This is a genomic window from Herbaspirillum sp. Her2 (assembly GCF_057961375.1).
This window is the reverse complement of the sequence record NZ_CM176331.1, coordinates 4,353,083-4,372,150: the sequence shown is the minus strand read 5'-3', so window position 1 is coordinate 4,372,150 and position 19,068 is coordinate 4,353,083. Positions and strand designations below refer to the sequence as shown.

The following is a 19,068-nucleotide window of genomic DNA, read 5'->3' as shown; positions in this document are numbered from 1 at the left end:
ATTCATCCTGAAGGAATTCCATGAGCAAGCACATCATCGCCCGCCCCGCATTGCGCCGTACCTCCCTGGCCGTGTTGCTGGCCGCGACCTTGGCCGCTGCCGGCTGCGCGACTCAGCCATCCTTGTCCGAACGCTGGGCAGAGTTGCAGCGTTCGCAGCCAAAACTTCATACCCGAGATGCTGCACGTGAACTCGGTGTCAAAGAATCGGCCTTGCTGGCCACCCAGGTCGGCCGCAATGCTGTGCGCCTCAAGGGGGACCCGGCCGATATCGAGGCCCTGTTCGAGCGTCTGCCGGAGCTGGGCCGCATCAAGGCCATCACGCGCAACGAAGATGCCGTGCTGGAGCGCAGTGGCGAAGTCACGCCCGTCAAGCGGGATGAGCAGGGCAGGGTGATCCCCGGGACCGGCTTCGCGGGCGGCCCCATTGACCTGCGTTTTGCCACGGCCAAATGGGGCAGCGCCTTTGCGGTGGTGCAAGCGGGCCGGGATGGCAAGACCAGCCGCAGCCTGCAGTTCTTCGACCGCCAGGGTGATGCCGTGCACAAGGTCTATCTGGACAATGAGCAGCACGTGGCCCAATTCGATCGCCTGATAGCGGACTTCAGGCTGCCCGATCAACAGGCGGCCTTGAACATCGAGCCCGGCCCGGTGACGGCGACTACCCAGCCGGCTGCGCCACCCAGTGCCGAGGCGATCCGCGAACTGCGCCAGTCCTGGCATGAGTTGACCGACGTGCACCAATTCCCGCGCCTGCTGCGCGAGCTCAAGCTGACCCGCGAACAGGCACTGCAGCTCATTGGTCCCGACTCCGCCTGGCGCATCGCGCCGCAGGCGGCCCAGGCGCTGCTGGAAGACGCCAGGCAACGCCAGCAGCCCATCATGGTGTTCGTCAGCAATGGCGGCATGACGCAGATCTATAGCGGCCTGATCGGCAAGACTGCCGCGGCAGGGGACTGGTACAACGTCCTCGATCCGGATTTCAACCTGCACCTGCGCGCCAAGGCGGTGGATCACGGTTGGGTGGTGCGTCGTCCGACCGATCACGGCATGATCACCTCGGTGGAGTTCTATGACGCCCAGGGCAAGCAGATCGTCAACTTCTTCTCGCGCCGCGACCGCGGCCAGCCCGAGACGATGCAGTGGCGCAACATGGTCGAGGCGCTGCCGCGCGGCTGATCTTGCCACGCGGGCAATGGAAGAGCCGCACACAACTCTTGCATAACGGAAAACATTGCCAATTCGCCACCCGTAAACCGTGGCGAATTGGCCATAAACCGCGTCAAATCGGCACCGGAGCCCGCTTCGGGTTGACCCGCTAGACATTCCGGCGTACACTCGCGAGTTCTCGAATTTAGGCTCTCCCGGGCTTAAGCGTTCTTTGGTCTGAAACATCGCTTCTGCGACGCTACCCTCCCTTCCGGTCTTAAATCCGATTTGCGCATTGTCTTGCGCACAAGAGTTTCCTGTGTGGTTCCGGGCAACCGATTCCGGAACCTGTTTTCAATGTTGTACTTTGTTGGATTAAAACGATGCCAACCATCAATCAACTGATTAGCAAACCACGTGTCCGCGCGATCGTGAAGAGCAAGTCGCCGGCGCTGGAAAACAGCCCGCAAAAGCGCGGTGTCTGCACCCGCGTGTACACCACCACCCCGAAGAAGCCGAACTCGGCGCTGCGTAAGGTGGCCAAGGTGCGCCTGACCAACGGTTTCGAAGTCATTTCGTACATCGGCGGTGAAGGCCACAACCTGCAAGAACACAGCGTCGTGCTGATCCGCGGCGGCCGTGTGAAGGACTTGCCGGGTGTGCGTTACCACATGGTTCGCGGTGCACTGGATACCCAGGGCGTCAAGGATCGTAAGCAAGCTCGCTCGAAGTACGGTGCCAAGCGCGCCAAGGCAGCGAAGAAGTAATAATTGGTGTTTATCATGACGCTTTCGCGCGTCGTGTGAACAGACTCAGAGTCGGTCCAGGTTGGGCCGAGTAAGTGGAAGCCATGATGGCTCTCCGCGAGTGCAGGCGAAGTTGAAGCAGGGTTCGCCCACTCAACTGAAGATTGAAAGGAATCGAAATGCCACGTCGTCGTGAAGTCCCCAAGCGGGAAATTCTGCCGGATCCGAAGTTCGGCAACGTTGAAGTCGCCAAGTTTGTGAACGTGCTGATGCTGTCGGGCAAGAAGTCCGTCGCTGAAAACATCATCTACGGTGCCTTCGACTACATCCAGACCAAGTCGGGCAAGGACCCGCTGGAAGTGTTCTCTGCAGCCCTGAACAACTGCAAGCCGATGGTGGAAGTGAAGTCCCGCCGCGTCGGTGGCGCCAACTACCAGGTGCCCGTTGAAGTGCGTCCGGTGCGCCGTATGGCCCTGTCGATGCGCTGGCTGCGTGAAGCCGCCAACAAGCGCAGCGAAAAGTCGATGCCGCAGCGCCTGGGTGGTGAACTGATGGAAGCCGCCGAAGGCCGTGGTGGCGCCATGAAGCGTCGTGATGAAGTGCACCGTATGGCAGAAGCGAACAAGGCGTTCTCGCACTTCCGCTTCTAATCAAGACTGGGCCGGGACGTACCCTATCCGGGTGTTTCCAGGCCTGCATCTAAATTGGTTCGAGCCGAGCGTTTATTTGAAAAAAATGACGCTCGGTTTCGTGCATTAAAGACTTAGGAATAAATCATGGCTCGCAAGACCCCCATTGAGCGCTACCGCAACATCGGTATCTCCGCGCACATCGATGCTGGCAAGACCACCACGACCGAGCGCGTGCTGTTCTACACCGGTGTGAACCACAAGATCGGTGAAGTGCACGACGGCGCCGCCACCATGGACTGGATGGAACAGGAGCAAGAGCGCGGCATCACCATCACGTCCGCAGCGACCACCTGTTACTGGAAGGGCATGGCGAACAACTTCCCGGCCCACCACATCAACATCATCGATACCCCGGGTCACGTTGACTTCACCATCGAAGTGGAACGTTCGATGCGCGTGCTCGACGGCGCCTGCATGGTCTACTGTGCAGTGGGCGGCGTGCAGCCGCAGTCGGAAACCGTGTGGCGTCAGGCCAACAAGTACAAGGTCCCGCGTCTGGCCTTCGTCAACAAGATGGACCGTACCGGTGCCAACTTCTTCAAGGTCTACGAGCAGATGCGTGCTCGCCTGAAGGCCAACCCGATCCCGATGCAAGTGCCTATCGGCGCCGAAGAAAACTTCGAAGGCGTGATCGACCTGGTCAAGATGCGTGCGATCTACTGGGACGACGCTTCCCAGGGCATGAAGTTCGACTACCGCGACATCCCCGAGCACCTGAAGGCTGACGCGCAGAAGTGGCGTGAAAACCTGGTCGAAACCGCTGCTGAAGCATCGGAAGACCTGATGAACAAGTACCTGGAAGAAGGCGACCTGACCGAAGCCGAAATCAAGGGCGCGATCCGTCAACGCACCATCTCCGGCGAAATCGTCCCGATGATGTGCGGCACCGCCTTCAAGAACAAGGGCGTGCAAGCGATGCTGGACGGCGTCGTTGAATACCTGCCGTCGCCGGTGGACATTCCCCCGGTTCCGGGCCTGAACGAAGACGACGAGCCGGTCGTGCGCGAAGCCAAGGACGACGAGAAATTCTCCGCCCTGGCCTTCAAGATCGCTACCGACCCGTTCGTTGGCCAGCTGTGCTTCATCCGCTGCTACTCCGGTACCCTGAACTCGGGCGACACCGTGCTGAACTCGGTGAAGTCGAAGAAGGAGCGTATCGGCCGTATCGTTCAGATGCACGCCAACCAGCGTGAAGAAATCAAGGAAATGATGGCCGGTGACATCGCCGCCGTCGTGGGCCTGAAGGACACCACCACCGGTGACACCCTGTGTGACGACAAGGCAATGGTCGTGCTGGAGCGCATGGTCTTCCCCGAGCCGGTGATCTCGCAGGCTGTGGAACCCAAGACCAAGGCCGACCAGGAAAAGATGGGCCTGGCCCTGAACCGCCTGGCTGCTGAAGATCCGTCGTTCCGCGTGCGTACCGACGAAGAATCGGGCCAGACCATCATCGCCGGTATGGGCGAGCTGCACCTGGACATCATCGTTGACCGCATGAAGCGTGAATTCAACGTGGAAGCCACCGTTGGCAAGCCGCAAGTGGCTTACCGCGAAACCATCCGCAAGACCTGCGAAGAATCCGAAGGCAAGTTCGTCAAGCAGTCGGGTGGCCGTGGTCAGTACGGTCACGTCGTCCTGAAGATCGAGCCGCAAGAAGCCGGCAAGGGCTTCGAGTTCGTCGACGCGATCAAGGGCGGTACCGTTCCTCGCGAATTCATCCCGGCCGTTGAAAAGGGCGTGCGTGAAACCCTGAACACCGGCGTGCTGGCGGGTTACCCTGTCGTTGACGTCAAGGTCACCCTGTTCTTCGGTTCGTACCACGATGTGGACTCGAACGAAAACGCCTTCCGCATGGCCGGCTCGATGGCCTTCAAGGAAGGTTGCCGCCGCGCCAGCCCCGTCATCCTGGAACCGATGATGGCTGTCGAAGTGGAAACCCCGGAAGATTACGCCGGTACCGTGATGGGCGACCTGTCCTCCCGCCGTGGCATGGTCCAGGGCATGGATGAAATCGCCGGCGGTGGTGGCAAGATCATCAAGGCGGAAGTGCCCCTGTCGGAAATGTTTGGTTACTCGACCACGCTGCGTTCGGCTACCCAAGGCCGTGCAACCTACTCGATGGAATTCAAGCACTACTCCGAAGCGCCCAAGAACGTGATCGACGCAATCGTCACTTCCAAGGCCAAGTAAGTTGCAGGAATGGCGATCCCTTCCGAGTGGAGGGGATCGCTGGCTGGATCACCAGCCTTACATTGAATATTGAACATCGAACATATCGTTCTTTTGAAGGAAATTTAAAATGGCAAAAGGCAAGTTTGAACGGACCAAGCCGCACGTGAACGTCGGCACCATCGGTCACGTTGACCACGGCAAGACCACCCTGACCGCTGCAATCGCAACCGTTCTGTCGAAGAAGTTCGGCGGCGAAGCGAAGGCCTACGACCAGATCGACGCAGCGCCTGAAGAAAAGGCACGCGGCATCACCATCAACACCGCGCACGTCGAATACGAAACCGCAAACCGCCACTACGCGCACGTTGACTGCCCAGGCCACGCCGACTATGTGAAGAACATGATCACCGGCGCAGCCCAGATGGACGGCGCGATCCTGGTGTGCTCGGCCGCTGACGGCCCGATGCCCCAGACACGCGAACACATCCTGCTGTCGCGTCAGGTTGGCGTGCCTTACATCATCGTCTTCCTGAACAAGGCTGACATGGTGGACGACGCTGAACTGCTGGAACTGGTGGAAATGGAAGTCCGCGAACTGCTGTCGAAGTACGAGTTCCCTGGCGACGACCTGCCCATCGTGAAGGGTTCGGCCAAGCTGGCGCTGGAAGGCGACACCGGTCCCCTGGGCGAGCAAGCCATCATGGCCCTGGCCGAAGCCCTGGACACCTACATCCCGACCCCGGAACGTGCCGTTGACGGTACCTTCCTGATGCCGGTGGAAGACGTGTTCTCGATCTCCGGCCGTGGCACCGTGGTGACCGGTCGCGTTGAGCGCGGCATCATCAAGGTCGGCGAAGAAATCGAAATCGTCGGTATCGCTGACACCCAGAAGACCACCTGCACCGGCGTGGAAATGTTCCGCAAGCTGCTGGACCAGGGTCAAGCTGGCGACAACGTTGGCGTGCTGCTGCGCGGCACCAAGCGTGAAGACGTGCAGCGTGGCCAGGTTCTGGCCAAGCCGGGTTCGATCAAGCCGCACAAGCACTTCACCGGCGAGATCTATGTTCTGTCGAAGGATGAAGGCGGCCGTCACACCCCGTTCTTCAACAACTACCGTCCGCAGTTCTACTTCCGTACCACCGACGTGACCGGTGCGATCGAACTGCCGAAGGACAAGGAAATGGTCATGCCGGGCGACAACGTGTCGATCACCGTGCAACTGATCAACCCGATCGCCATGGAAGAAGGTCTGCGCTTCGCTATCCGTGAAGGCGGCCGTACCGTCGGCGCCGGCGTGGTTGCCAAGATCTTCGACTGATCGTCGGATCAGCAGTAGCAGTACCCCAGTAACACTAGTCGCATTTTTAACATCGCCGGGGATGATCCCCATCCCCGGTTCGTTCTTTAAAGGAAAATCATGTCGGTTCCTAGCCAAAAAATTCGTATCCGTCTGAAAGCTTTCGACTATCGTCTGATCGACCAGTCCGCACTGGAAATCGTTGACACCGCCAAGCGTACCGGTGCTGTCGTCAAGGGCCCGGTTCCCCTGCCGACCCGCATCCAGCGCTTCGACGTTCTGCGTTCGCCGCACGTCAACAAGACCTCCCGCGATCAGTTCGAAATCCGTACCCATCAGCGCCTGATGGATATCGTCGATCCGACTGACAAGACGGTTGACGCATTGATGAAGCTGGACCTGCCCGCTGGCGTTGATGTTGAAATCAAGCTGCAGTAATCAGCTGGCATAGTGTTGGAAAAGCGCACAACCTCGGTTGTGCGCTTTTGTTTTACGGGCTATAATGCTCGGCTTCGATGTGGGTTTTGCGTTTGCAAGGCCCATAATTTATGGTAGTACGAACATCAGCCCCGCCCAATCGCAGGCGGGAATGGAGAAAACAATGAGCCTGGGCCTTGTTGGTCGCAAGGTTGGTATGATGCGCATCTTCACGGAAGATGGGGATTCGATCCCTGTGACCGTGCTGGACGTGTCCAACAACCGCGTGACTCAAATCAAAACGCCTGAAGTGGATGGTTATTCCGCTGTTCAGGTGACCTTCGGTCAACGCCGCGCTTCGCGCGTGGTGAAAGCCGCCGCCGGCCACTTCGCCAAAGCTGGCGTCGAGGCAGGTACTGTCCTCAAAGAATTCCGTGTTGACGCTTCCAAGGCTGCCGAACTGAAGGCTGGCGACGTCGTTGGCATCGGCATGTTTGAAGCTGGCCAGAAAGTCGACGTGCAAGGCGTGTCGATCGGTAAGGGCTACGCCGGTACCATCAAGCGTTACAACTTCTCGTCGGGTCGCGCGACCCACGGTAACTCCCGCTCGCACAACGTTCCTGGCTCCATCGGTATGGCGCAGGATCCGGGCCGCGTGTTCCCCGGCAAGCGCATGACCGGTCATCTGGGTGATGTCAAGACCACCGTCCAGAACCTGGAAATCGCCCGTGTGGACGCAGAGCGTCAGTTGCTGCTGGTCAAGGGTGCCGTTCCTGGCGCCAAGAACGGTCAAGTGATCGTTTCGCCGGCAGTCAAAGTCAAAGCGAAGAAGGGGGCTTAATAATGGAACTGAAGCTCCTGAATGACCAAGGTCAAGCTGCTTCGAACGTCGCCGCACCGGATACCATTTTCGGTCGTGACTACAACGAAGCCCTGATCCACCAGGTCGTGGTTGCCTACCAAGCCAACGCTCGTAGCGGCAACCGCAAGCAAAAGGATCGTGAAGAAGTCAGCCACACCACCAAGAAGCCCTGGCGTCAAAAGGGTACTGGCCGTGCACGTGCCGGTATGTCCTCGTCGCCTCTGTGGCGCGGTGGTGGCCGTATCTTCCCGAACTCGCCTGACGAAAACTTCACCCACAAGGTCAACAAGAAGATGTATCGCGCAGGTGTCTGCTCGATCCTGTCCCAGTTGGCACGTGAAGGCCGCCTGTCGGTCGTCGAAGAGTTCGCCGTCGAAGCCCCGAAGACCAAGCTGCTGGCCCAGAAGTTGAAGGGCATGGGCATGGAATCGGTGCTGGTTATTACCGACAGCCTGGACGAAAAGCTGCTGCTGGCCTCGCGCAACCTGCCGGGCGTGCTGGTGGTCGAGCCGCGTCAAGCTGATCCCGTGTCGCTGGTGTACTTCAAGAATGTCTTGATCACCAAGCCGGCTCTGGCAAAGATTGAGGAGTTGCTGGCATGAACGCAATCGTGAAACATAGCGAAGAGCGCCTGATGAAGGTGCTGCTGGCACCGGTGATCTCCGAAAAGGCAACCTTTGTCGCCGAGAAGAACGAGCAAGTCGTCTTCCTGGTTGCCAAGGACGCCACCAAGCTGGAAGTCAAGGCCGCCGTCGAACTGCTGTTCAAGGTGGAAGTGGAATCGGTGCAAGTCGCCAACCGTCAGGGCAAGCAGAAGCGCTCGCGCAACGGTATGGGCCGCCGCAACCACACCCGCCGTGCTTTCGTCAGCCTGAAGCCGGGTCAAGAAATCAACTTCACCGAGGAGGCTAAATAATGGCACTCGTAAAAGTGAAGCCGACCTCGCCCGGTCGGCGCGGCATGGTCAAGGTCGTCAATCCCGACCTGTACAAGGGCCGTCCGCTGGCATCGCTGGTCGAAAAGAAGTCCAAGACCGCCGGCCGTAACAACAACGGCCACATCACCACCCGCCACATCGGCGGTGGTCACAAGCAGCACTACCGTGTTGTCGACTTCCGTCGCAACAAGGATGGTATTCCTGCCAAGGTTGAGCGTATCGAATACGACCCGAACCGTACCGCGCACATCGCACTGCTGTGCTACGCGGACGGCGAGCGCAAGTACATCATCGCTCCCAAGGGCGTGTCGGTTGGCGATCAGCTGATCAGCGGTTCTGAAGCTCCGATCAAGTCGGGCAACACTCTGCCGATCCGCAACATCCCCGTCGGTACCACCATCCACTGCGTGGAAATGCTGCCGGGCAAGGGCGCGCAAATCGCCCGTACCGCTGGCGCCGCTGTCGTGCTGATGGCACGCGAAGGCACCTACGCTCAGGTTCGTCTGCGTTCCGGTGAAGTGCGTCGCGTTCACATCGAATGCCGCGCCACCATCGGTGAAGTCGGTAACGGCGAGCACAACCTGCGCAAGATCGGTAAGGCCGGTGCAACCCGTTGGCGCGGTGTGCGTCCGACCGTTCGTGGCGTTGTCATGAACCCGGTGGATCACCCGCACGGTGGTGGTGAAGGCAAGACCGCCGCTGGCCGTCACCCGGTTTCCCCGTGGGGCCAGCAGACCAAGGGCAAGAAGACTCGTAGCAACAAGCGTACGACTTCGATGATTGTCTCGCGTCGCGGCAAGAAATAAAGGATAAAACATGACACGTTCATTGAAAAAAGGTCCTTTCTGCGACGCCCACCTGGTGAAAAAGGTTGAGGCTGCCCAGGCTACCAAGGACAAGAAGCCGATCAAGACCTGGTCGCGTCGTTCGACCATCATGCCGGACTTCATCGGCCTGACGATTGCCGTGCACAATGGCAAGGCACACGTGCCGGTCTATGTGTCGGAAAACATGGTTGGTCACAAGCTCGGCGAATTCGCGCTGACCCGTACTTTCAAGGGTCACGCTGCCGATAAGAAGGCTAAGAAATAAGGTCCTATGATGGAAACTAAAGCTACTCTGCGCGGTGTGCACCTGTCGGCCCAGAAAGGCCGCCTGGTTGCAGACCTGATCCGCGGTAAAAAAGTTGATCAGGCACTGAATATCTTGGCCTTCAGCCCCAAGAAGGGCGCGGTCATCATCAAGAAGGTTCTGGAGTCCGCTATCGCGAACGCCGAACACAACGATGGTGCCGACATTGACGAGCTGAAAGTCAAGACCATTTATGTGGAAAAGGGTGCGGTCCTCAAGCGCTTCACGGCGCGTGCTAAGGGCCGTGGTGATCGTATTTCCAAGCAGTCGTGTCACATTTACGTGACCGTCGGAAACTAAGGAGTCACGATGGGACAGAAGATTCATCCAACCGGTTTCCGTCTGGCGGTTACGCGTAACTGGGGCTCGCGTTGGTATGCAGGCAACAACAACTTTGCCGACATGCTCAACGAGGACCTGAAGGTCCGCGCTTACCTGAAGAAGAAGCTGAAGAACGCTTCGGTTGGCCGCGTGGTCATCGAGCGTCCGGCCAAGAACGCCCGCATCACCATTTACAGCTCCCGTCCGGGCGTTGTGATTGGCAAGAAGGGGGAAGACATCGAAGTGCTGAAGTCGGCACTGGCCAAGCTCATGGGCGTGCCCGTGCACGTCAATATCGAAGAAATCCGCAAGCCGGAAGCCGATGCTCAGCTGATCGCTGACTCGATCTGCCAGCAGCTGGAAAAGCGCATCATGTTCCGTCGCGCCATGAAGCGTGCGATGCAGAACGCCATGCGTCTGGGCGCCCAAGGCATCAAGATCATGTCGTCGGGCCGTCTGAACGGCATCGAAATCGCACGTACCGAATGGTACCGCGAAGGCCGTGTGCCTCTGCACACCCTGCGCGCCGATATCGACTATGGCTTCGGCGAAGCTGAAACCACCTACGGCATCATCGGTGTGAAGGTGTGGGTCTACAAGGGCGACCGCCTGGCAAACGGCGAATCGCCGGTGCTGGTTGGCGAACTGGAAGACGACAAGAAGCGTCGTGGTCCCCGTCGTGACGACGGCAAGCCGGGTGCACGTCCCCGCTCCAAGACTGGTGCTCCTGGCGCCGGTGCAAAGCGTGGCGGTGGTCGTCCTCAAGCTGCCGATGCCGGTGTATCGGCTGAGAAAGCAGGAGAATAATCATGCTGCAACCAGCACGTAGAAAATATCGTAAAGAACAAAAAGGTCGTAACACCGGCATTTCGCACACCCGCGGAACCGCCGTCTCGTTCGGCGATTTTGGTCTGAAGGCAACCGGCCGCGGCCGTATCACTGCCCGTCAGATCGAAGCTGCTCGTCGTGCGATGACCCGTCACATCAAGCGCGGTGGTCGTATCTGGATCCGCGTTTTCCCGGACAAGCCAATTTCCCAGAAGCCCGCAGAAGTGCGTATGGGTAACGGCAAGGGTAATCCGGAGTACTACGTGGCTGAAATCCAGCCGGGTAAGGTACTGTACGAGATGGACGGTGTGGACGAAGCCCTGGCGCGCGAGGCGTTCCGTTTGGCTGCTGCCAAATTGCCGCTGTCGACGACTTTCGTTGTTCGCCAAGTCGGTCAATAATTAGGAGCGGAACATGAAAGCATCTGAACTCCGCGGTAAGGACAAGGCAGGACTGGAAAAGGAACTGGGCGAGCTGTTGAAAGCTCAGTTCAGCCTGCGCATGCAAATTGCGACCCAGCAACTGAACAATACCGCACAGCTGAAGAAGGTACGTCGCGACATCGCACGTGTGAAAACTGTGATCAACTCGAAGGATGGCCAACAATGAACGATCAAGTGAAACAAGCGCTCAAGCGCACGCTGATTGGCAAAGTTGTGTCGGACAAGATGGATAAGACCGTCACTGTCGAAATCGAGCGTCAAATGAAGCACCCGCTGTACGGCAAGATCATCAAGCGCACCAAGAAGTACCACGCGCATGATGAGCAAAACACGGCGAAGGCCGGCGATGTGGTGGAAATCACCGAAAGCCGTCCGATCTCCAAGACGAAGGCGTGGACTGTGACCCGTGTGGTACAGGAAGCACAAATCGTTTAAGTAGCAAAGGTAGTACTTGCGTGCTCGATATTATGGTGCCATAATATCGAGCTCTTTCTTTGCAAAGTAAAGTTTGCAAAGAGAGGCTCAAGAGTAGCTCTATTCGTCCCCTAACTAGCGAGTTCGCTTGCTAACAGGACCAAGACTGACCGCCAGCGCATCCTGCGAAGCGGATTAAGTTGGGAAAGAAAATATCATGATTCAAACTGAAAGCCGGCTCGAAGTGGCCGACAACACTGGTGCGCGCGAAGTTCTGTGCATCAAGGTCTTGGGTGGTTCCAAGCGCCGCTATGCGGGCATTGGCGATGTGATCAAGGTTACTGTCAAGAGCGCAGCACCGCGTGGTCGCGTCAAGAAGGGTGAAATTTATAACGCTGTCGTCGTTCGCACCGCCAAGGGCGTGCGTCGTCAGGATGGTTCGCTGGTCAAGTTCGATGGTAATGCTGCCGTCCTGCTGAACGCCAAGCTGGAGCCCATCGGCACCCGTATCTTTGGGCCGGTGACTCGTGAGCTGCGTACAGAGCGCTTCATGAAGATCGTCTCCCTGGCGCCTGAAGTTCTGTAAGGAGTAGTCATGGCAAAGATTCGTAAAAACGATGAAGTCATCGTGTTGACCGGCAAAGACAAGGGCAAGCGCGGTGTCGTGACTGCTCGTGTGGACGCCGATTATGTCATCGTGGAAGGCGTGAATGTCGCAAAGAAGGCGACCCGTCCGAACCCGATGACGGGTGCAACTGGCGGCATCGTCGATAAGCTGATGCCAATTCATGTGTCGAACGTCGCGTTGTTCAACGCTGCGACCGGCAAGGCAGATCGTGTGGCTTACAAGGAAGTGGACGGCAAGAAGGTCCGCGCTTACAAGTCCAACGGCGAAGTCGTTAAGGTTTAAACATCATGGCACGTCTTCAACAGTTTTATAAAGATAAGGTCGTCGCCGATCTGACTACGAAGTATTCGTACAAGTCGGTGATGGAAGTTCCGCGCATCCTGAAGATCACCCTGAACATGGGTCTGTCCGAAGCAGTTGCGGACAAGAAGATCATCGAGCACGCCGTTGGCGATCTGACCAAGATCGCTGGCCAGAAGCCGGTGGTGACCAAGGCTCGCAAGGCTATCGCAGGTTTCAAGATCCGCGAAGGCTACCCGATCGGTTGCATGGTGACCCTGCGTGGCGCCCGCATGTACGAGTTCCTGGATCGTCTGATCACCGTGGCCCTGCCGCGCGTGCGTGACTTCCGTGGCGTGTCCGGTCGTGCGTTCGATGGTCGTGGCAACTACAACATCGGTGTGAAAGAGCAGATCATCTTCCCCGAAATTGAGTACGACAAGATCGATGCACTGCGTGGCATGAACATCAGCATCACCACGACTGCAAAGACCGACGACGAAGCGAAGGCGCTTCTCGCCGCATTTAAATTCCCGTTCAGAAACTGAGGATGCCATGGCAAAACTGGCACTGATTAACCGTGAACAGAAGCGCGCAGAAATGGTGAAGAAGTATGCTGCCAAGCGCGCCGAGTTGAAGGCTATTATCGACGACCAATCGAAGTCGGAAGAAGAGCGTTACGAAGCCCGCCTGAAGCTGCAGGCTCTGCCGCGTAACTCTGCTCCGACCCGCCAGCGCAACCGTTGCGCGCTGACTGGCCGTCCCCGTGGTACTTTCCGCAAGTTCGGATTGGGCCGTATCAAGGTCCGTGAAATCGCCATGCGCGGCGAAATCCCGGGTTTGACCAAAGCTAGCTGGTAATAGGAGAAGAAGCAATGAGTATGAGCGATCCTATCGCCGATATGCTGACCCGTATCCGCAATGCGCAAGGCGTGAACAAGACTACCGTCGTCATGCCGTCTTCCAAAGTGAAGGTCGCCATTGCCAACGTCCTCAAGGACGAGGGCTATATCGAAGATTTCGCCGTGGTTGCCGCTGATGGCAAGGCTGAATTGAAAATCGGTTTGAAGTATTACGCTGGCCGTCCGGTCATCGAGCGCCTGGAGCGCGTGTCCCGTCCGGGTCTGCGCATCTACAAGGGCAAGGACGATATCCCCAACGTCATGAATGGCCTGGGTGTGGCAATCGTGTCCACGCCGCGCGGCGTGATGACTGATCGCAAAGCACGCGCAACCGGTGTCGGTGGCGAAGTGATTTGCTACGTGGCCTAAGGAGTGCAAGATGTCTCGTGTAGGTAAAATGCCTGTTGCACTGCCGAATGGCGCGGAAGCGACCATCACTGCAGAGCAAATCACCGTCAAGGGCCCGCTGGGCTCCTTGACCCAACCGCTGACCAAGAAGGTCAAGGTGGTCAACAACAATGGCTCGCTGAGCTTCGAAGTGGCTGATGACAGCCGCGAAGCCAACGCGATGTCGGGCACCCTGCGTGCTCTGGTCAACAACATGGTCAACGGCGTCACCAAGGGCTTCGAAAAGAAGCTGAACCTGGTTGGCGTGGGTTTCCGTGCACAAGCACAAGGCGACAAGCTGAACCTGTCGCTGGGCTTCTCGCACCCCATCGTTCACCAGATGCCCGCCGGCATCAAGGTTGAGACCCCGACCCAGACCGAAATCCTGATCAAGGGTATCGATCGCCAGGTGGTTGGCCAGGTCGCCGCTGAAATTCGCGCGTACCGCGAACCCGAACCCTACAAGGGCAAGGGTGTGCGCTACGCTGACGAAGTGGTGACGCTCAAAGAAACCAAGAAGAAGTAATAGGGGTTGACGATGGACAAGAAACAATCTCGCCTGCGCCGTGCGACTCAGACTCGCGCCAAGATCGCAGAACTGAAGGTGAATCGTCTGGCTGTGCACCGTACCAACACGCACATCTACGCCAGCGTCATCGGCCCCGACGCCAACGTGCTGGCTTCCGCTTCCACCCTGGAAGCAGAAGTCCGCGCCCAGCTGGCAGGTCAGACCGGCAAGGGCGGCAATGCTGCTGCTGCTGCCCTGATCGGCAAGCGCGTGGCGGAGAAGGCTCTGAAGGCCGGTGTGACTGAAGTCGCATTCGACCGCTCCGGTTTCCGTTATCACGGTCGCGTCAAGGCGCTGGCTGAGGCTGCGCGTGAAGCCGGCCTGAAGTTCTAAGGATTATCGATCATGGCAAAAATGCAATCGAAAACGCAAAGCGACAAGCCAGATGACGGCATGCGCGAAAAAATGATCGCGGTCAACCGCGTCACCAAGGTGGTGAAGGGCGGCCGCATCATGGGTTTCGCAGCGCTGGCAGTGGTCGGTGACGGCGATGGCCGTATCGGCATGGGCAAGGGCAAGTCGAAGGAAGTGCCCGTTGCCGTGCAGAAGGCGATGGAAGAAGCTCGTCGCAAGCTGATCAAGGTGACCCTGAAGAACGGTACCGTGCAACACACCGTCATCGGCAAGCACGGCGCTTCGTCGGTGATGATCTCGCCGGCCAAGGACGGTACTGGCGTCATCGCCGGTGGTCCGATGCGCGCGATCTTCGAGGTGATGGGCGTGACCAACGTGGTGGCCAAGTCGACTGGTTCGACCAACCCCTACAACATGGTCCGTGCCACCCTGGACGGTCTGTCGAAGATGAACACTCCGGCTGAAATTGCTGCCAAGCGCGGCAAGTCGGTCGAAGAAATCCTGGGCTAAGGTGATCGAGATGGCTAACACAATCAAAGTCAAACTGGTCAAGGGTCTGATCGGTACTCGTCAGGACCACCGCGCTACCGTGCGCGGTCTGGGTCTGCGTCGTGTCAACTCGGTGTCCGAACTGGAAGACACCCCGTCGGTGCGCGGCATGATCAACAAAGTGTCCTATCTTGTGAAAGTTGTGTCGTAAGCCGCGGCTTGCGAACGGAGCGAATCATGCAATTAAACACTATCCAACCCGCAGACGGCGCCAAGCACGCTAAGCGTCGCGTCGGTCGTGGTATCGGCTCTGGCCTGGGCAAGACCGCTGGTCGCGGCCACAAGGGTCAGAAGTCGCGTTCGGGCGGTTTCCACAAGGTCGGCTTTGAAGGCGGCCAGATGCCCCTGCAACGTCGTCTGCCCAAGCGCGGTTTCAAGTCGCTGGCAACGCCTTACAAGGCTGAAGTGCGCCTGTCCGACCTGGAAAAGCTGCCCGTCGCCGAGATCGACGTGCTGGCACTGAAGCAAGCCGGCCTCGTGTCGGAACTGGCTCGTGTCGTGCGTATCATCAAGGCTGGCGAACTGACCAAGAAGGTAACCGTCAAGGGTCTGATCGCAACCGCTGGTGCCAAGGCCGCTATCGAAGCTGCCGGTGGTTCCATCGCTGAGTGATCCGGTCCCGGAGCATTAATTGGCAACTACTCCTCAATTAGCAAAAGGTGCCGCAAAAGGATTCCCCTGGGGTCGTTTGTGGTTCCTGCTGGGGGCGTTGATCGTTTATCGCATCGGTGCACATATCCCGGTTCCGGGTATTGATCCGACGCAGTTGGCGCAGCTGTTCAAGCAGAATCAGGGCGGCATTCTGGGCATGTTCAACATGTTCTCCGGTGGTGCCCTGTCGCGCTTCACGATCTTCGCACTGGGGATCATGCCGTATATCTCGGCATCGATCATCATGCAGCTGCTGTCGGTGGTTTCGCCGCAGCTGGAAGCATTGAAGAAAGAGGGTGAAGCCGGTCGTCGCAAGATCACGCAGTACACCCGTTACGGCACCCTGGTGCTGGCGACCTTCCAGGCGCTGGGCATCGCGGTGGCGCTGGAATCGCAAGCCGGCCTGGTGCTGGATCCGGGTCTGGCCTTCCGTCTGACCACGGTGGTGACCTTGATTACCGGTACGATGTTCCTGATGTGGCTGGGTGAACAGATCACTGAACGTGGTCTGGGCAATGGCATCTCGATCATCATCTTCGCTGGTATTGCGGCAGGTCTGCCGAATGCTCTGGGTGGCTTGTTCGAGCTGGTCCGTACCGGTTCGATGAACGCCCTGTCGGCAATCCTGATCTGCGTGATCGTGGCTCTGGTGACGTTCCTGGTGGTCTTCATCGAACGTGGCCAGCGCAAGATCCTGGTGAACTATGCGAAGCGTCAGGTCGGCAACAAGATCTACGGTGGCCAGAGCAGCCACTTGCCGCTGAAGCTGAACATGGCTGGCGTGATTCCGCCGATCTTTGCATCGTCGATCATTCTGTTCCCGGCCACGATCACCAGCTGGTTCACCTCCGGTGATACGTCGAATCCCTTCATTCGTTTCCTGAAGGATCTGGCGGCATCGATGGCTCCAGGCGAACCGATCCATGCCTTGCTGTATGCGGTGGCTATCGTCTTCTTCTGCTTCTTCTACACCGCACTGGTGTTCAACAGCAAGGAAACGGCAGACAACCTGAAGAAGAGTGGTGCTTTTGTTCCGGGTATCCGTCCGGGTGACCAGACAGCGCGTTATATCGACAAGATCTTGATGCGCCTGACCTTGGCCGGCGCCGTGTACATCACCTTGGTGTGCCTGCTGCCAGAGTTCCTGATCGCACGCTGGAAGGTACCGTTCTACTTCGGTGGCACATCGCTGCTGATCATTGTGGTCGTGACGATGGATTTCATGGCCCAAGTGCAGAACTATGTGATGTCTCAGCAGTATGAATCGTTGCTCCGCAAAGCTAATTTCAAGGGTGGCATGACACCGCGATAAGCGGGCTCATGCTCCAGGGAAGAAGACACGGAATGGCAAAAGACGACGTTATTCAGATGCAGGGCGAGATTCTTGAAAATCTGCCCAACGCGACATTCAGGGTTAAGTTGGAAAACGGTCACGTTGTACTCGGCCATATTTCCGGCAAGATGCGCATGAATTACATCCGTATCCTGCCCGGCGATAAGGTAACGGTGGAACTGACGCCTTACGATTTGAGCCGGGCACGTATCGTGTTCCGAACCAAGTAACAGTGAAACATTGAAAGAAAGAGGGCCACAATGAAAGTGCTCGCATCAGTCAAGCGGATCTGCCGCAACTGCAAAATCATCAAGCGCAATGGTATCGTTCGTGTGATCTGCACCGAACCTCGCCATAAGCAGCGCCAGGGTTAACTTAACGTTATTGATCGAGGAATAACGAATGGCACGTATTGCAGGGGTCAACATCCCCAACCATCAGCACACCGTAATCGGCCTGACCGCCATCTATGGTATTGGCCGTCCGCGCGCACAAGACATTTGCGCTGCTACCGGCGTTCCGACCAACAAGAAGGTCAAGGACCTGGACGATAACGAGCTGGAAAAGCTGCGTGACGAAATCGCCAAGTTCGTCGTGGAAGGCGATCTGCGCCGTGAGTTGTCCATGAACATCAAGCGTTTGATGGACCTGGGTTGCTACCGCGGTCTGCGTCACCGTCGTGGCCTGCCGGTTCGTGGTCAACGCACCCGCACCAACGCCCGTACTCGCAAGGGTCCGCGCAAGGCCGCTCAATCGCTGAAGAAATAATCCCGGCAGGCGCAAGCACTGGTCGGATTCAAGGAAGAAATTATGGCAAAGTCCCCCAACAACGCAGCAGCATCGCGTGTTCGTAAGAAAGTCAAGAAGAACGTTGCTGAAGGCATCGCGCACGTTCACGCTTCGTTCAACAACACCATCATCACGATCACCGACCGTCAGGGCAACGCTCTGTCGTGGGCAACTTCGGGTGGTGCTGGCTTCAAGGGTTCGCGCAAGTCGACTCCGTTCGCAGCCCAGGTCGCCGCTGAAAGCGCCGGCAAGGTTGCCATCGAATGCGGCATCAAGAACCTGGAAGTGCGTATCAAGGGCCCCGGCCCGGGCCGTGAATCCGCAGTGCGCGCTCTGAACAACCTGGGCATCAAGATCACCCAGATCCAGGACGTGACTCCGGTCCCGCACAACGGCTGCCGTCCGCCGAAGCGCCGTCGCATCTAAGTTGTAGTATAATCTTGCGCTTTCGCCTGTTCGTCAGGCAAAAGCGCAGGCAAATCACCCGCCAATCACCTTGGCGGGTTTTGTTCTTAAGACCACTGTCTGGCCGCATGCAGGTCAGACTAGCGTCCGGCAACATGGGACGTCATTGATAAAGGAAATACCGTGGCACGTTATATCGGACCGAAAGCAAAACTCTCCCGCCGCGAAGGCACCGACCTGTTCCTCAAGAGCGCACGCCGCTCGCTGGATTCCAAGTGCAAGCTGGATTCCAAGCCGGGTCAGCACGGCCGCACTTCGGGCGCCCGCACCTCCGACTACGGCAACCAGCTGCGTGAAAAGCAGAAGGTCAAGCGCATGTACGGCGTCCTCGAGCGCCAGTTCCGCCGCTACTTCGCTGAAGCCGACCGCCGCAAGGGCAACACCGGCGAAACCCTGCTGAAGCTGCTGGAATCGCGCCTGGACAACGTCGTCTACCGCATGGGCTTCGGCTCGACCCGCGCTGAAGCGCGTCAGCTGGTGTCCCACAAGGCCCTGACCGTGAACGGTCAAGTCGTGAACATCGCTTCGTACTCCGTCAAGGCTGGCGACGTCATCGCCATCCGTGAAAAGGCCAAGAAGCAAGTGCGTATCGCCGAAGCCCTGTCGCTGGCCGAGTCGAACGGTTTCCCGCAGTGGGTTTCCGTGGATTCGAAGAAGCTGGAAGGCACCTTCAAGTCCTCGCCGGACCGTAGCGAAATCGCTGCCGACGTCAACGAATCGCTGATCGTCGAACTGTACTCGCGTTAATTCGTAGT

The 19,068-nt window shown here is 58.1% G+C and carries 32 protein-coding genes; all 32 read left to right on the top strand.

Features of this window, described 5'->3' with window-relative positions; genetic code table 11:
• The first annotated feature begins 20 nt into the window (after positions 1–20).
• The 32 genes from ACWHXP_RS19900 to rpsD all read left to right on the top strand — a co-directional run bounded on the left by ACWHXP_RS19900 (position 21) and on the right by rpsD (position 19,060).
• Entirely contained in the window at positions 21–1,178 is a 1,158-nt protein-coding gene (locus ACWHXP_RS19900; protein WP_489635228.1) for a hemin-degrading factor, read from the top strand.
• Positions 1,179–1,531: 353 nt separating this feature from the next.
• Positions 1,532–1,915: a 30S ribosomal protein S12 gene (gene rpsL / locus ACWHXP_RS19895; protein ID WP_006465490.1), complete on the top strand. Its 384-nt coding sequence runs from the start codon at positions 1,532–1,534 to the stop codon at positions 1,913–1,915.
• A gap of 158 nt (positions 1,916–2,073) precedes the next feature.
• Positions 2,074–2,544 (top strand): 30S ribosomal protein S7, encoded by a 471-nt coding sequence (gene rpsG, locus ACWHXP_RS19890; RefSeq protein WP_006465489.1) that lies wholly within the window; start codon positions 2,074–2,076, stop codon positions 2,542–2,544.
• Between the two features lie 126 nt (positions 2,545–2,670).
• Positions 2,671–4,776: an elongation factor G gene (gene fusA, locus ACWHXP_RS19885; protein ID WP_013232184.1), complete on the top strand. Its 2,106-nt coding sequence runs from the start codon at positions 2,671–2,673 to the stop codon at positions 4,774–4,776.
• Positions 4,777–4,885: 109 nt separating this feature from the next.
• A complete protein-coding gene (tuf, locus tag ACWHXP_RS19880) occupies positions 4,886–6,076 on the top strand; it encodes an elongation factor Tu (protein WP_008334097.1) in 1,191 nt (396 codons plus the stop codon).
• Positions 6,077–6,175: 99 nt separating this feature from the next.
• Positions 6,176–6,493, top strand: coding sequence for a 30S ribosomal protein S10 (rpsJ, locus tag ACWHXP_RS19875; protein ID WP_006464935.1), 318 nt, complete (start codon positions 6,176–6,178; stop codon positions 6,491–6,493).
• Between the two features lie 151 nt (positions 6,494–6,644).
• Positions 6,645–7,313 carry a 50S ribosomal protein L3 gene (rplC, locus tag ACWHXP_RS19870; RefSeq protein ID WP_013232185.1) on the top strand — a complete coding sequence of 223 codons (669 nt, stop codon included), beginning with the start codon at positions 6,645–6,647 and terminating at the stop codon, positions 7,311–7,313.
• A 2-nt stretch (positions 7,314–7,315) separates the two neighbouring features.
• Positions 7,316–7,936, top strand: a complete 621-nt coding sequence (rplD, locus tag ACWHXP_RS19865; protein WP_006464933.1) for a 50S ribosomal protein L4 — start codon at positions 7,316–7,318, stop codon at positions 7,934–7,936.
• Positions 7,933–8,250 (top strand): 50S ribosomal protein L23, encoded by a 318-nt coding sequence (rplW, locus tag ACWHXP_RS19860; protein WP_006464932.1) that lies wholly within the window; start codon positions 7,933–7,935, stop codon positions 8,248–8,250. The genes rplD and rplW overlap by 4 nt, the downstream gene beginning before the upstream one ends.
• The gene (gene rplB / locus ACWHXP_RS19855; RefSeq protein WP_006464931.1) at positions 8,250–9,077 is read left to right on the top strand and encodes a 50S ribosomal protein L2; all 828 of its coding nucleotides are present in this window, start codon (positions 8,250–8,252) and stop codon (positions 9,075–9,077) included. The genes rplW and rplB overlap by 1 nt, the downstream gene beginning before the upstream one ends.
• A 10-nt stretch (positions 9,078–9,087) precedes the next feature.
• Entirely contained in the window at positions 9,088–9,363 is a 276-nt protein-coding gene (gene rpsS, locus ACWHXP_RS19850; protein WP_006464930.1) for a 30S ribosomal protein S19, read from the top strand.
• Positions 9,364–9,369: 6 nt separating this feature from the next.
• Positions 9,370–9,702: a 50S ribosomal protein L22 gene (gene rplV / locus ACWHXP_RS19845; RefSeq protein WP_008334132.1), complete on the top strand. Its 333-nt coding sequence runs from the start codon at positions 9,370–9,372 to the stop codon at positions 9,700–9,702.
• Between the two features lie 9 nt (positions 9,703–9,711).
• Complete coding sequence (gene rpsC / locus ACWHXP_RS19840; protein WP_008334135.1) at positions 9,712–10,530, top strand: 30S ribosomal protein S3; 819 nt, start codon at positions 9,712–9,714, stop codon at positions 10,528–10,530.
• A gap of 2 nt (positions 10,531–10,532) precedes the next feature.
• Positions 10,533–10,952, top strand: coding sequence for a 50S ribosomal protein L16 (gene rplP, locus ACWHXP_RS19835; protein WP_008334136.1), 420 nt, complete (start codon positions 10,533–10,535; stop codon positions 10,950–10,952).
• 13 nt (positions 10,953–10,965) lie between these two features.
• Complete coding sequence (gene rpmC, locus ACWHXP_RS19830) at positions 10,966–11,160, top strand: 50S ribosomal protein L29 (RefSeq protein ID WP_006464926.1); 195 nt, start codon at positions 10,966–10,968, stop codon at positions 11,158–11,160.
• The gene (rpsQ, locus tag ACWHXP_RS19825) at positions 11,157–11,429 is read left to right on the top strand and encodes a 30S ribosomal protein S17 (RefSeq protein WP_034333526.1); all 273 of its coding nucleotides are present in this window, start codon (positions 11,157–11,159) and stop codon (positions 11,427–11,429) included. The genes rpmC and rpsQ overlap by 4 nt, the downstream gene beginning before the upstream one ends.
• Before the next feature lie 196 nt (positions 11,430–11,625).
• A complete protein-coding gene (rplN, locus tag ACWHXP_RS19820) occupies positions 11,626–11,994 on the top strand; it encodes a 50S ribosomal protein L14 (protein WP_006464924.1) in 369 nt (122 codons plus the stop codon).
• Positions 11,995–12,003: 9 nt separating this feature from the next.
• Positions 12,004–12,318 carry a 50S ribosomal protein L24 gene (gene rplX / locus ACWHXP_RS19815; RefSeq protein WP_034339785.1) on the top strand — a complete coding sequence of 105 codons (315 nt, stop codon included), beginning with the start codon at positions 12,004–12,006 and terminating at the stop codon, positions 12,316–12,318.
• A 5-nt stretch (positions 12,319–12,323) separates the two neighbouring features.
• A complete protein-coding gene (gene rplE / locus ACWHXP_RS19810; RefSeq protein WP_006464922.1) occupies positions 12,324–12,863 on the top strand; it encodes a 50S ribosomal protein L5 in 540 nt (179 codons plus the stop codon).
• Positions 12,864–12,870: 7 nt separating this feature from the next.
• Positions 12,871–13,176, top strand: a complete 306-nt coding sequence (gene rpsN, locus ACWHXP_RS19805; protein WP_008334139.1) for a 30S ribosomal protein S14 — start codon at positions 12,871–12,873, stop codon at positions 13,174–13,176.
• A gap of 14 nt (positions 13,177–13,190) precedes the next feature.
• Positions 13,191–13,586, top strand: coding sequence for a 30S ribosomal protein S8 (rpsH, locus tag ACWHXP_RS19800; RefSeq protein ID WP_006464920.1), 396 nt, complete (start codon positions 13,191–13,193; stop codon positions 13,584–13,586).
• Between the two features lie 10 nt (positions 13,587–13,596).
• Positions 13,597–14,130 (top strand): 50S ribosomal protein L6, encoded by a 534-nt coding sequence (gene rplF, locus ACWHXP_RS19795; RefSeq protein WP_008334141.1) that lies wholly within the window; start codon positions 13,597–13,599, stop codon positions 14,128–14,130.
• Between the two features lie 12 nt (positions 14,131–14,142).
• Positions 14,143–14,505, top strand: a complete 363-nt coding sequence (gene rplR / locus ACWHXP_RS19790; RefSeq protein ID WP_008334143.1) for a 50S ribosomal protein L18 — start codon at positions 14,143–14,145, stop codon at positions 14,503–14,505.
• Positions 14,506–14,517: 12 nt separating this feature from the next.
• Positions 14,518–15,036, top strand: coding sequence for a 30S ribosomal protein S5 (gene rpsE / locus ACWHXP_RS19785; protein ID WP_006464917.1), 519 nt, complete (start codon positions 14,518–14,520; stop codon positions 15,034–15,036).
• Positions 15,037–15,046: 10 nt separating this feature from the next.
• The gene (gene rpmD, locus ACWHXP_RS19780; RefSeq protein WP_006464916.1) at positions 15,047–15,226 is read left to right on the top strand and encodes a 50S ribosomal protein L30; all 180 of its coding nucleotides are present in this window, start codon (positions 15,047–15,049) and stop codon (positions 15,224–15,226) included.
• Positions 15,227–15,252: 26 nt separating this feature from the next.
• Entirely contained in the window at positions 15,253–15,687 is a 435-nt protein-coding gene (gene rplO, locus ACWHXP_RS19775; RefSeq protein ID WP_008334147.1) for a 50S ribosomal protein L15, read from the top strand.
• A 19-nt stretch (positions 15,688–15,706) separates the two neighbouring features.
• Positions 15,707–17,038: a preprotein translocase subunit SecY gene (secY, locus tag ACWHXP_RS19770; RefSeq protein WP_013232188.1), complete on the top strand. Its 1,332-nt coding sequence runs from the start codon at positions 15,707–15,709 to the stop codon at positions 17,036–17,038.
• A 32-nt stretch (positions 17,039–17,070) separates the two neighbouring features.
• Positions 17,071–17,289, top strand: a complete 219-nt coding sequence (gene infA, locus ACWHXP_RS19765) for a translation initiation factor IF-1 (protein WP_005663428.1) — start codon at positions 17,071–17,073, stop codon at positions 17,287–17,289.
• Positions 17,290–17,319: 30 nt separating this feature from the next.
• Positions 17,320–17,433: a 50S ribosomal protein L36 gene (gene rpmJ / locus ACWHXP_RS19760; RefSeq protein ID WP_013232189.1), complete on the top strand. Its 114-nt coding sequence runs from the start codon at positions 17,320–17,322 to the stop codon at positions 17,431–17,433.
• Positions 17,434–17,461: 28 nt separating this feature from the next.
• Complete coding sequence (rpsM, locus tag ACWHXP_RS19755) at positions 17,462–17,827, top strand: 30S ribosomal protein S13 (RefSeq protein ID WP_006464912.1); 366 nt, start codon at positions 17,462–17,464, stop codon at positions 17,825–17,827.
• Between the two features lie 42 nt (positions 17,828–17,869).
• A complete protein-coding gene (rpsK, locus tag ACWHXP_RS19750) occupies positions 17,870–18,274 on the top strand; it encodes a 30S ribosomal protein S11 (protein ID WP_006464911.1) in 405 nt (134 codons plus the stop codon).
• A 162-nt stretch (positions 18,275–18,436) separates the two neighbouring features.
• Positions 18,437–19,060: a 30S ribosomal protein S4 gene (gene rpsD / locus ACWHXP_RS19745; RefSeq protein WP_008334157.1), complete on the top strand. Its 624-nt coding sequence runs from the start codon at positions 18,437–18,439 to the stop codon at positions 19,058–19,060.
• The last annotated feature ends 8 nt before the right edge of the window (positions 19,061–19,068 follow it).